Below are 12,490 nucleotides of genomic sequence, written 5' to 3'. Positions count from 1 at the left end.
TATTGAGCGGGTTTAGCTTTTACCTTAAACTCAAAAACTATCATTGTCTCTGCTCAAGATTATGATAACTACTCTAGCATAACTAGACCAATCGCGCCAGCCACAACTAAAGTTGTTGGGTTAAACCTTGCTCGGTTTCATCCCCCGACTAAAGTACGGAGGTTTTCACCATCGCTTTCTATAAGAGGGTCTGCTGAATAAGTCTGCTGGTGGGGGAAGCTGGGGAAGCTGGAGAAGCTGGGGGAGCTGGGGAAGCTGGGGGAGCAGTGATACATTTTCCCTGATAAGTAGTCGGACAAAAGAAAACGGCACGCTCATTAAGTTTTGTAAATCGCCCTCATGACTGTTGACTGTTGCCTGTTGCCTAATCTCAACCGTTAACTTTAATTGTGTCCACCTACTTAGCGGTGCAAGGGTATGAAAGGGGTTTTACCTTATGTCCTTGAAGATAAGCCAATGTCCATGCTACTCAAAGCCTTGATAGCTAAGGGTTTTAGCTTTGTGCAGCAAGCCCTACTTAGGGGTTCATCAATCGACAACTTTCACAAGTCCACGATGGACGCCATAGATCAGCCGCATCAAAATAGCTTCATCATTACTGGTAAAAGAATTGTCCCAAGGCGCTGTCATCAACTCACGCCAGTCAGACAAACTGATCTGACCTTTACACATAATGTCAGCAAATAGGGGTGCCAAACAGCATCGGCTCAAGGTTTGTTCCTCTAGAGGAGCTTGTTTAGTGGTATTCATGGCTGTTGGGTTAACATTCAAAGGATGACCACATCAATTGTACTCACTCGTCAGGAACCCCACGGCTATAGGTTCCGGGGGCTTGAATAACTATTGCCTATTGCCTATTACCTATTGCCTTTCCCCACCACAAGACTTATTCAGCAGAGCCTAGTTATGTGTGATATGGAGCTAAGCGGACTCGAACCGCTGACCCCCTCAATGCCATTGAGGTGCTCTACCAGCTGAGCTATAGCCCCATGCAGTATTTTCCATCATGCCTTGATTTTGTCCCTTCGTCAAGTCTTATTAAAGTATTGCCTTGTTTTGATCCTTGAGTTATAGCCGTCGCCAAGGCGATTAGGACACAGCAAAATGCGCCAAACCTTGACCCGTCAATCTTTTCCCTTGGAGCCCTCTGCCTTTTGCTATATAAAACCTAAGCCGACCTAAAATGAACCTGACACGGCGGCAATCCGGCTCAAGTAGCCTAAATAACTGTCCATCAAGAAATATACGACTAACATGGCGGCCGCTGACATCGCCACTAAGGTGCCAGCCAGCATAAAGGAGAACTCTCGTGTGTCAAACGCCTGTTGCATTAAGTGCAGTGACCAAGCGACTAGAGCAATATCGAATATTAAAATAGCAATCAACATAATTTACGAAATTTAACATCGAATCTATTCTAGCAGTGGTCTATGTAGCTGCAAACGATTCAATTGTGTGATATTGGTCACAAAAGTTAAGGACAAGATCGGTAGGAATTTGAGACGCCTTATGACATCCGCACGGGAACCTGATGCTCCTGCAAATAGTGCTTAATTTCTGATACGCTGAGTTGCCCGTAATGCAGTAGAGAGGCTAAGAGGGCGGCTTCGGCTTTCCCCTCACTCAGGGCTTGACAAATGTGATCACAGGTGCCTGCGCCACCGGAGGCAATCACCGGAATATCTACCTGTTCAGCGATGGTGCGCGTAAGTTCTAAGTCATACCCAGCCTGAGTTCCATCCGCATCCATACTGGTGACCAGCAGTTCTCCAGCGCCACGCCGTTCCACGTCTTTTGCCCAGGCGATCGCATCCAGTCCAGTATTTTCGCGTCCACCCCGCACATAAACATCCCAACCCGGATGGCTGGGATCGATACGGCGACGGGCATCTATTGCCACGACAATACATTGATTGCCAAAGCGATCGCTAGCTTGATTGATAAAATCTGGATTACGGACAGCCGCCGAATTAATGCTGACTTTATCGGCACCCGCCCTTAACAATAATTTAACAGTCTCTAAGGATTGGATACCGCCGCCGACGGTTAGGGGAATAAACACCTGTTCTGCGGTACGGTAGACAACATCGATAATAATATCCCGGTCTTCATGAGTAGCCGTGATATCCAAAAACACCAGTTCATCAGCACCCGCTTGGTTATAAGCTTGTGCCAGTTCCACGGGATCACCCGCATCTTGCAAATTTACAAAGTTGACGCCCTTGACCACCCGCCCTGCCTTTACGTCCAGGCACGGTAAGATTCGTTTAGCTAGCATGTCAAATGTCTTACGCTGTGTGATGGAATAATACTGACTTCCTTAACTAATCTAAACCTTTTGTGCCTGACTGTCTGGATCGCCGATGAAATGATAGGCTGAAATCATGGCTATAACCTCCTTTCGACAATCTCAAGAACCCGACAAACAACCCCAATCCCGTCAGAAAAAAAAGGGGCGGCGCAAGAAACGTCAGCAAGACTTGGAAGCCGACTTGTTACTGGCGACGGCGACAGCCGAGGAAACGGAGAACCAAGAGGAAGGGATTCGTCCCCAACGGTTAGCCGACTATATTGGGCAAAAAGAACTCAAAGATGTCTTAGAAATTGCGATCGCGGCGGCGAAGGCGCGAAATGAGGCTTTAGATCATTTGCTCTTGTATGGACCGCCGGGATTGGGGAAAACCACGATGTCGCTAATTTTGGCGACGGAGATGGGGACAAATTGTAAAATTACGGCAGCGCCAGCGTTGGAACGCCCCCGGGATATTGTGGGGATTTTAGTCAACCTGAAACCGGGGGATATTTTGTTTATCGATGAGATTCATCGCCTCACACGTATGAGTGAGGAACTATTATATCCGGCGATGGAGGATTATCGATTAGATATTACAATTGGCAAAGGGCAATCAGCGCGAACCCGGAGTATTCCTTTACCCCAGTTTACCTTGGTTGGGGCGACGACCAGGGTGGGATCACTCACCTCCCCCTTACGCGATCGCTTCGGCTTGATCCAGCGCCTGCGGTTTTACGAACCGGAGGAATTGAGTTTGATTGTCCAGCGTACTGCTGAATTATTACAAACACCGATGAACGAAGCGGGGGCGATAGAAATTGCCCGTCGTTCTCGGGGAACGCCCCGCATCGCCAATCGCTTACTCCGGCGAGTGCGGGATTATGCTCAAGTGAAAAAGATGGGCGTCATTAACCCAGATGTCGCCGCTGAAGCCTTGGAAGTTTTCAACGTTGATCCTGTCGGTTTGGATTGGACAGATCGGCTGGTGTTAAGTGTGATGATCGAACAATTCCAGGGGGGACCGGTGGGTTTAGAAGCCGTAGCCGCTGCTACTGGAGAAGACGCTCAAACCATTGAGGAAGTATATGAGCCGTATTTATTACAGATTGGCTACTTACATCGAACCCCTCGCGGACGGGTAGCTACAGACGCCGCTCGTCAGCATTTAGCCAAAATCGCCGGAAACTCCACGCTGTCTTCCTGAGAAAAGCGGAGAAGCAGGGGAGTGGGGGTGCAGGGGAGATGATAGCTATTCAGTTATTTCTGCCTGCACTAGCTACACCGTTCATAGTAACGGGAAAGACAATCAACTATGAACGATGAACTCTCATTCAACATTAACCGTGCATGGCTCGACGCTTTTCCTCGTGCGCTCTAGAGGGGAGTGATTTAACGTTGTTGGGCGATCTTCCATTTTCACTGGGAGCTTCCACCTTCGCCCAGTGTTCTTGAATGTAGTTGAGATCATCTGCTGAAGCCACGTAGCTTTCAACATAGCCACAATTGACACAAACATAGGTATCCAGTGAAGCATAACGAGCGTTGGAGTTTCCTAAGCCTAGCGTCATCGTATTCAGGGCAGGAAATTTTCGGTTTTTGTTGCTTCTGATCTGATAAGATCCACAGGAGCGGCATTGACCATTCTTCATTGTCATGACTGCTTCAACCTTACAAGTCGGCTTTCCTTTTGACTTCATTAGGGAGAGGGCAAAATCCGGATGACCGTTAACGTTTGTTTTCATCGAATAAGAGATGGCATCAACAAAGCTGCAAGGTTGATTATCAATCATTGCCTCAAATATGGTATAACATTGCCTCAAATATGGTATAAGTACAATTGTTCTCGGCTGGAATGAGGGATGGCTCTCCCGTACATGGTGTGATAAATTTTACGGCTACCAACCCAAGCCGGGACAAATTTGTTCCCTGTTGCCTGTTTCCTGTTCCCTTTCCTAACCAAAATGTCCCGCCTTAGACCGATAGCTGACTTTATGATCACTCTAAGTACGGGAGAGCCATTGTGATGATGACTTCACCCCATGAGAATTACCGTGTCAATGACATGGATAATCCCATTATCCGCTTCAATGTCAGGGGCAACTACCGTGGCATTTTTGACTTCAAAGCCATCAGCACAGTCAATGCGGATGGACGAACCCTCAACAGAGGTTACTGAATCAACCTTGGCTAAATCAGCTTTAGTCAATTTACCAGAAACGACATGATACGTCAGAATCCGCGTAAGCTGAGGAATATTCTGGAGCAAGGTTTGTATGGTTCCCGGTGGTAACTTCGCAAAAGCGGCATCATTGGGGGCAAAAACGGTGAAAGGACCAGGACTTTTGAGAGTATCCACTAAACCAGCCGCTTGCACAGCGGCGACTAAGGTTTGGAACGAATCCGCACTAACGGCAATATCTACAATATCAGGCATTGATTTCAACTTATCCTCTGCAAAATAATCTCTTCCCGGATTTTGCTATTTTCCCATATACCTGTGCAGGGAAGAGTTTTGACTCTTCAAACACCTGAATCAGATGACCTTAATCTCCTTGATCTGCTAAGTTTCAAGACATCCCATGGAAAGTCGGGTAGGTCACAAGCTAAAATCAGCGACATCAGTACTCAGGAGTCCGGATATGCGACATTTTATTGGCATCAGCGTCACCCTTGCCACGGCAGTACTCGCGAGTCTGGCGTTTACCCCTACGTCAGCATCGGCTCAAGCCGCTTACGGCAGTTATGTGGGAGTTGGCGGTACGTTCGGTATTGAAGAAGATGATCGCGGTGAAGGGCGGCAATTTGGGGGAGTGTTGGCGGTACGATACAAACTCTTGGAACTTCCTGTCTCTCTACGAGCGCAAGCCCTGATTGGTGCAGGTACGGCGGTGGTGCCAACAATTTCTTACGACTTTCCCCTCAACTGGCAAACAGATGTTTATTTGGGGGCGGGTGCGGCGTTTGCCAGTGGTGATACGCCCTCACCGGTGGGAGATCAAACCAGCTTTGCTTTGCAACCGGGGATTGATTATGTTGTTCCTGGGGGTAGTACGGTGCTTTTTGGGAATGCGATTATTGCCTTTGATGCCTATCGTAAGGGAGGCGGAACAGCGGTTTCGGTGCAGGGTGGCGTGGGGTTGCAATTTTAAATTGCCCAAAAACTGCCGCTAATTTTGTCAGTAAATCCTGGCATCTGCCAAGAATTCAGATTCTTGGCTAAAAGCGCAAGTCGTCTGTAGAGGACTAATACTAAATCCGGGTTGACTATCTCCTTATACCATTGAGTTGTAATTTTTTGTCATTTGTAATTTTTAATTTGTCAGGATATCACCAATTGTAGGGGCGACCCGCCGCACTAAATTAAGAGAACTTACCCATTAATTTTATCGGGTCGCCCTTCACCGGATATCGGTAATGATATCATGTCCGCCTAAACAGTCATTATTCCCTTGTGCCTTGCAACCTTTTTCCTTTCCTTGGAGCCTTCTGCCTTCTGCCCTCTGCCTTGTCTCCACCGATAGCGTAAGTATTCCACCGGACATGATATGAAAGGAAAAGATTGTCGGGATTATTCCTGAACACAATTAACACAACCCACCGATCAATTTAATGGGGGCGTCCTGCATCGGCTATCGATAATTCTCTGACACCGCCTACATTTAGACTGGGGCGAGTCGAGATAGGTTAATTGTGATATCGCCACGTTTGCTCAGCGACTCGCCCCTACAAACCCCTACAAATGTGATAATCTCAATAATCTTAATAATCCTGACAATCTCTATCAGGAATAATTGCCAGTTAAAACGGAAAATCGTTTAGGGGATCTTGATTGGGTACAGGATATTCGGGATTTTCTGGGTCGTCTATCCACCGTAGAGGATTTTCCACAATGTATTTGCGGATAGCGTGAAGGGATGTCTCCCGGTGAATGATTTGATCATAGAAATCGCGTTGCCAGAGGGGAACGTGGGGGGTTGGACGAATCCGGTTAATCCGTTTGGCAGATAGGGATTTGAATTGCCCAATAATTGCACCTAGAGAACCTGAAGCCACACCTTTAAGCTGTCGTTTCTCCCGAGTTGTTTCAGTCGAGACAATTGGCTTGATGTCTTTGAGGTTCGTAGGGCATAGAACTGTAGGGGCGACCCACTGCATTCAATTAGGAGAACCCACCTATTAATTTTATCGGATTACCCGCCACAGGATATCGAAAATTAAAGGCAAACATTGTAGGGGCGACCCGCCGCACTAAATTAAGAGAACCGACCCCTAAATTTTATCGGGTCGCCCTGTATCAGGTATCGATAATTCTCTGACACCGCCTACATTTAGACTGGGGCGAGTCGAGATAGGTTAATTGTGACACCGCCACGTTTGAGCCGCGACTCGCCCCTACAAACCCCTACAAACTATCCCCTACTACAATTTCCTGAATTGTTTATTCATACCAAATCCCCGACTTCTTCAAGAAGTCGGGGATCTAATTAGGGCTTGCTGCATAAGTGTGTAAGGTAGACCAGATAGGGGTTTCAAGCCATTTTTCGACCAAACAAGTGCAAGGTTTTTACACTACCACCCTCTTATATCCTGGACTTTTCGCCGACCTAAGCACCAAATTTTCCCTCGACCGAGGGTTGAAACCATTGCAAGAAAGCCTATTCCCTATTGCCTCTCCCCACCAAAAGCCTTATTCAGCAGACCCTAATTAATGAATGAATTAGCGTTTATCCTACGGGGCAAACCCCACCAATTGAGGCTTGTATGTCTGAATCGCCTTCATGTACTGCGCCCGTTCAAAGCCACTTTCATCAGGACAGTTAATTTGACTCATGCTACCCTGCATCTGCTTGATCGACTCATATTCATGTTCTTCCATCCAATGGCGTACCTCTTGCTCAATCTCTTGCAGATTGCCAATCCCGTGACGCAGCAGTACACTGACGATTTCCGTCACTTTCGCCCCTGCCATCATCATTTTGATCACATCCTGCCCTTTATGTACCCCACTGGTAGCAGCAAAGTCCACCGACAGACGACCATACAAAATCGCAATCCAGCGCATGGGTAAGCGCATCGCTTGCGGTGTACTCAGTAAGATATTGGGTGAAACTTCCAATTCCTCAATATCAATATCCGGCTGGTAAAATCGGTTGAAAAAGACCAAACCATCCGCACCCGCCTCAGTCAACCGCTTCGCCATATTTGCCATATTGCTAAAGAAGGGACTGAGTTTAATCGCAACTGGAATACTTACCTCAGATTTCACCGCTTGCAGAATATCAAGATAATTCTGCTCAATTTCAGCCCCCGTCTGATCCATATCCGTGGGGATGCTGTAAATATTCAACTCCAGCGCATTTGCCCCCGCCTGCTCAATTTCCTTGGCATAATGCGTCCAACCGCCTACGGTGGCACCATTGAGACTGGCGATGATCGGCATATCCACCATCTCTTTTGCCTTACGGATATGCTCTAAATATTGCTCCGAACCCACATGAAAGACTTCCGCTTCCGGGAAATAGGTTAGGGCTTCGGCAAAACTTTCGGTACCATACTCTAAGTGATGGTGTAATTCCAACTTTTCTTGGCGCAGTTGTTCTTCAAATAAGGAATGTAGCACCACCGCCGCCGCGCCTGCATCCTCCATGCGCTTGATATTGTCCACATCTTCTGTCAAGGGTGCCGCCGCACCAACCACGAGGGGCGATCGCAAGTCTAACCCTAAATATGTTGTTGTCAGATCCATCCGTTTAAACCTCTCAATTATTTATGGGTAATCCTGTGGAGGGGTGTAGAGACGTAGCATGCTACGTCTCTACACTATTAATTAGGTATTCGTCGGTTCCTTAACCTCCTCACTGGTTTGGGTTGTCTGACCATTCCCATGACCGTTGTGGGTGTCCAACTGACGGGCTGCCAGATATTGGTACATCTGCCACCGAGTCTGCACATCCTGCTGGGCTTCTTCCAGGAGACGTTTGGCATCTTCTGGCTTACTCTTGGTCAGCATCTTGAAGCGGTTTTCTTGATACATGGATTGTTCCACCGGGAACTTCGGACTCCGCATATCCAGTTGCAGGGGATTCTTGGCTTCTTGGACTAAATCGGGATTGAAGCGATACAGTAACCAGCGCCCGGACTCAACCAACGCCTTATGATGAGACATCGATGTGGTCATATTAATCCCATGGGCAATACAGTGGGAATACGCCAGGATTAGGGATGGACCATTATACGCCTCCGCTTCTAAGAACGCCTTCAGGGTATGTTCATCCCGCGCCCCCATTGCCACACTGGCAACGTAGACATTCCCGTAGGTCATGGCAATTAAACCGAGGTCTTTCTTGGGTGCCGGTTTACCTGCTGCCGCGAATTTCGCCACCGCCCCCCGTGGGGTGGCTTTGGACGCCTGACCCCCAGTATTGGAATACACCTCAGTATCCAAAACCAGAATATTCACATTGCGACCACTGGCAATCACATGGTCTAAACCGCCGTAACCAATATCATACGCCCAGCCGTCACCGCCGATAATCCAGACACTCTTCTTCACCAGGTAATCGGCTACACTTAACAACTGCTTGGCTTCGGGAGAGTTCATCCCTTGCAGTTTCTGCTTGAGTTGTGTGACTCGTTCCCGTTGTTCCCAGATATCGGCTTCGGATTTCTGGTCGGCGTTGAGAATCCCACCGACTAAGTTATCGCCAATCTCACCCGCTAAACGTTGGACTAACTCAGCGGCAAATTGGGTGTGTTTGTCAATGGATACCCGGAAGCCAATGCCAAATTCAGCGTTATCTTCAAATAAGCTATTCGACCACGCCGGTCCACGCCCTTGGGCGTTTTGCGCCCAAGGCGTAGTGGGTAGGTTTCCGCCGTAAATTGAGGAACAGCCTGTGGCATTTGCCACCACCATGCGATCGCCAAATAGTTGAGTCGCCAGTTTCAGATAGGGGGTTTCCCCACACCCCGCACAAGCGCCGGAGAACTCAAATAGCGGTTCCTGCCATTGCTGCTGGCGAATCCGATCTAAATTTAAGGAACGGCGATCGGGATTCGGAATATTTAAGAAGAAGTCCCAATTTTCCTGTTCGGGTTCCCGTAACGGTAACTGGGATTCCATGTTAATCGCCTTCAGCTTCGGCTGAGACTTATTCTTCGCCGGACAAACATCGACACATATCCCACAACCGGTGCAGTCTTCGACCGCCACCTGAATCGTAAATTTCTGTCCCGCATACTCTTTATCACGAGTATCCGTGGACTTAAAAGAAGCCGGGGCATTTTCTAACACCTGCGGGTCATAAGACTTGCCTCGGATCACCGCATGGGGGCAAACCATGACACACTTACCACATTGGACGCAAACATCGGGGTCCCAAACCGGGACTTCTAATGCCACATTGCGTTTTTCCCATTTCGTCGTACCCGTAGGGAATGTCCCATCCACGGGCATGGTACTCACGGGCAGGTCATCGCCACCCCGCGCCATCATCTTACCTAATACATCCCGAACAAAGGCTGGGGCAGTGTCGGGAACTGGGGGACGCATATCCACAGTGCTATCTATTGTGTCTGGCACTTGCACTTCATACAGATGCGCCAAAGCATTGTCCACCGCCTCAATATTCATGCGGACAACTTCTGCACCCTTCTTGCCGTAAGTCTTTTCGATGTACTGCTTAATTTTAGCGATCGCTTCTTCTTTGGGTAAGATATTCGCCAGTTCAAAGAAGCAGACTTGCATCACGGTGTTAATCCGTCGTCCCATGCCACTGCTAACTGCCACTTGGTTGGCGTCAATGACATAGAACTTCAAGTTCTTGTTGACAATTTCCTCTTGCACCGGACGCGGCAGTAGACCCCAGACTTCATCGGGTCCAAAGGGACAATTCAGCAGGAAGGTTGCACCAGGGGCAGCACTACTGAGGACGTTCAATTTTTCCAGGAACACCCACTGGTGACAAGCCACAAAGTTGGCTTGGCTAATCTGGTAGGTTGAACGAATCGGTTCTGGCCCAAAGCGCAGGTGAGAAACGGTAACGGCACCGGATTTCTTGGAGTCGTAAACGAAGTAGCCTTGGGCGTAGTTATCGGTTTGTTCGCCAATAATCTTGATCGAGTTCTTATTCGCGCCCACAGTACCGTCTGACCCTAAGCCATAGAACACACAACGCACCACGCTTTCGGGTTCCGTGGAGAAGTTGGGATCGAAGGAGAGGCTGGTATTGGTCAAGTCATCGTTGATGCCAATGGTAAAGTGGTTCTTCGGTTGATCAGCCGCTAGGTTATCGAAAATACCCTTAACCATGGCGGGGCTAAATTTCTTGGAGGATAAGCCATAGCGTCCACCGACAACCTTGGGTTTAGGGGTATCGGCTTCCCAGGCTTCCTGAACGGCTGTAACGATATCCAGATACAGGGGTTCACCACCAGCACCGGGTTCTTTGGTGCGGTCTAGGGCAGCGATACTCTTAGTGGTAGCAGGTAATGCCTTGACCAACTGCTTCATATCAAAGGGGCGATACAGCCGCACTTTGATCATCCCCACTTTTTCACCCTGTTTGTTCAGGTAATCCACGGTTTCATGGGCGGTTTCTGTGCCAGAACCCATGAGGATGATGACTCGTTCGGCATCAGGGGCACCGTAATATTGGAACAGTTCATACTTGCGCCCGGTGAGTTCGGCAAATTTGTCCATGGTGTTCTGGACAATTTCCGGGCAGGCGTTGTAGTAGGGGTTAACGGTTTCCCGTGCTTGGAAATAGACATCCGGGTTTTGGGCGGTGCCGCGCAAGACGGGGCGATCGGGGGTTAGACCTCGCGCCCGGTGTTCCATCACCCGTTCATCATTGATCATTTCCCGCAGATCTTCTTCTGCCAGGAGTTCAATTTTCTGAACTTCGTGGGAGGTGCGGAAACCATCAAAGAAATGGATAAAGGGAACGCGGGATTCGAGGCTGGCGGCGTGGGCTATCAACGCCAGGTCATGTGCTTCTTGGACTGATCCCGACGCCAGAAGACCAAAGCCGGTAGCACGACATGCCATCACGTCTTGGTGATCCCCAAAAATGGACAGGGCTTGGGCGGCTAGCGATCGCGCGGCGACATGGATCACGGCTGAGGTCATTTCCCCGGCGATTTTGTAGAGGTTGGGCAGCATTAACAGCAAGCCTTGAGATGCTGTAAATGTACTGGTTAATGACCCTGCCTGCAATGCGCCATGAACCGTACCTGCCGCCCCAGCTTCACTCTGCATTTCAATGATCGAGGGAACAGTACCCCAGAGGTTCTGGCGACCTTCTGAAGACCAAGCATCTGCCCATTCTCCCATGGGTGAAGCGGGGGTGATCGGATAAATAGCGATCACTTCATTGAGTGGGTAGGCAACGCGAGCTACCGCTTCGTTTCCGTCTAGAGTTGCAATTGTTCGTTTCGTCATAGTTACAAACCTTTTTGGGTTGTTGGATAATCTTTTTTGTTTGGGGCGCTAAACTTCAACTTAATTCCTTATCTATTGCAGATCCCCTATCAATTTCGTCTCTTCCACTACAAAACGTCAATTTTCTTGGCAATCGAATTAGCATAAATTTTCCAATTGAGTCCTTCTTTGAACAACGTCAATGTTGTTTTTTCTAGGCGGACATAAATCGACTTTCAACCCCCAGGCTATATGGCTGACGGTCGTTCCCGGATTTTGTTAACGGTCTTTTAACCTTCCCGCCTTCTTCCGGATACTCTTCTATTATCTAACAAAAAATTAGCAATTTAGGTAGTCTAACTTTTTTTTAATTTATTTAAGACTTTGGCAACTCTCTACCTTAAAATAATCTAAATAATAAGCTGTATTAGTTTTTACAAGCTGGGAGATTTTAACTTGATTAAGTATTAGTACAAAATAATTAAGAAATATTTCGTTTCGTAAATATTTCTCAGTTTCTCAGCTATTGAGGGAGATGGGATGGCTCTATACTCGTCAGTATCCGCAACGAATGCGATCGCTAACCCTGCTGGGCTGAGGGGGTGACAAGGAACTTGAGGGTACTACTGGGTGTAGGGTGTAGGGTGTCGGGTGTCGGGTGTCGGGTGTCGGGTGTCGGGTGTCGGGTGTCGGGTGTCGGGTGTCGGGTGTCGGGTGTCGGGTGTCGGGTGTCGGGTGTCGGGTGTCGGGTGTCGGGTGTCGGGTGTCGGGTGTCG

11 protein-coding genes and 1 tRNA gene are annotated in these 12,490 nt (G+C 48.5%); 2 read left to right on the top strand and 10 right to left on the bottom strand.

The features are described 5' to 3' along the window. Positions 1 to 528: 528 nt before the first annotated feature. The 4 genes from RIE73_RS02245 to hisF all read right to left on the bottom strand — a co-directional run bounded on the left by RIE73_RS02245 (position 529) and on the right by hisF (position 2,278). Complete coding sequence (locus tag RIE73_RS02245) at positions 529 to 750, bottom strand: hypothetical protein (RefSeq protein WP_446399630.1); 222 nt, start codon at positions 748 to 750, stop codon at positions 529 to 531. A gap of 166 nt (positions 751 to 916) precedes the next feature. After that, positions 917 to 989 (bottom strand) — tRNA-Ala (locus RIE73_RS02240). A 189-nt stretch (positions 990 to 1,178) separates the two neighbouring features. Continuing rightward, the gene (locus tag RIE73_RS02235; RefSeq protein ID WP_006098571.1) at positions 1,179 to 1,388 is read right to left on the bottom strand and encodes a hypothetical protein; all 210 of its coding nucleotides are present in this window, start codon (positions 1,386 to 1,388) and stop codon (positions 1,179 to 1,181) included. Positions 1,389 to 1,507: 119 nt separating this feature from the next. Beyond that, a complete protein-coding gene (gene hisF / locus RIE73_RS02230; RefSeq protein WP_446399629.1) occupies positions 1,508 to 2,278 on the bottom strand; it encodes an imidazole glycerol phosphate synthase subunit HisF in 771 nt (256 codons plus the stop codon). A gap of 106 nt (positions 2,279 to 2,384) precedes the next feature. On the opposite strand from hisF, the gene ruvB reads away from it, so the two are divergent. Beyond that, positions 2,385 to 3,497: a Holliday junction branch migration DNA helicase RuvB gene (ruvB, locus tag RIE73_RS02225; protein WP_446399628.1), complete on the top strand. Its 1,113-nt coding sequence runs from the start codon at positions 2,385 to 2,387 to the stop codon at positions 3,495 to 3,497. A gap of 133 nt (positions 3,498 to 3,630) precedes the next feature. Here the strand turns inward: ruvB and RIE73_RS02220 are convergent, their stop codons facing one another. Both RIE73_RS02220 and RIE73_RS02215 read right to left on the bottom strand, forming a co-directional pair. Then, positions 3,631 to 4,083 (bottom strand): hypothetical protein, encoded by a 453-nt coding sequence (locus RIE73_RS02220; RefSeq protein WP_446399632.1) that lies wholly within the window; start codon positions 4,081 to 4,083, stop codon positions 3,631 to 3,633. A 242-nt stretch (positions 4,084 to 4,325) separates the two neighbouring features. Further along, entirely contained in the window at positions 4,326 to 4,727 is a 402-nt protein-coding gene (locus RIE73_RS02215) for a fasciclin domain-containing protein (RefSeq protein ID WP_446399627.1), read from the bottom strand. Positions 4,728 to 4,932: 205 nt separating this feature from the next. Between RIE73_RS02215 and RIE73_RS02210 the strand changes: the two genes are divergently transcribed. Continuing rightward, positions 4,933 to 5,442 (top strand): hypothetical protein, encoded by a 510-nt coding sequence (locus tag RIE73_RS02210; protein ID WP_446399631.1) that lies wholly within the window; start codon positions 4,933 to 4,935, stop codon positions 5,440 to 5,442. A gap of 249 nt (positions 5,443 to 5,691) precedes the next feature. Here the strand turns inward: RIE73_RS02210 and RIE73_RS02205 are convergent, their stop codons facing one another. From RIE73_RS02205 to nifJ, 4 genes are all read right to left on the bottom strand, one after another. Then, a complete protein-coding gene (locus RIE73_RS02205) occupies positions 5,692 to 5,877 on the bottom strand; it encodes a hypothetical protein (protein ID WP_446399626.1) in 186 nt (61 codons plus the stop codon). A gap of 214 nt (positions 5,878 to 6,091) precedes the next feature. Beyond that, on the bottom strand, positions 6,092 to 6,448 hold the full coding sequence (locus RIE73_RS02200; protein WP_446399625.1) for a hypothetical protein: 357 nt from the start codon (positions 6,446 to 6,448) through the stop codon (positions 6,092 to 6,094). Between the two features lie 574 nt (positions 6,449 to 7,022). After that, positions 7,023 to 8,039 carry a dihydroorotate dehydrogenase-like protein gene (locus RIE73_RS02195; protein ID WP_446399624.1) on the bottom strand — a complete coding sequence of 339 codons (1,017 nt, stop codon included), beginning with the start codon at positions 8,037 to 8,039 and terminating at the stop codon, positions 7,023 to 7,025. A gap of 81 nt (positions 8,040 to 8,120) precedes the next feature. Then, a complete protein-coding gene (nifJ, locus tag RIE73_RS02190) occupies positions 8,121 to 11,735 on the bottom strand; it encodes a pyruvate:ferredoxin (flavodoxin) oxidoreductase (protein WP_446399623.1) in 3,615 nt (1,204 codons plus the stop codon). Positions 11,736 to 12,490: the final 755 nt, after the last annotated feature.

This window comes from Coleofasciculus sp. C1-SOL-03 (assembly GCF_040220555.1).
In the GTDB taxonomy this organism is placed as follows: domain Bacteria; phylum Cyanobacteriota; class Cyanobacteriia; order Cyanobacteriales; family Coleofasciculaceae; genus Coleofasciculus.
Note: the sequence above shows the minus strand (reverse complement) of the source record. Positions and strands in the feature narration are given on the sequence as shown.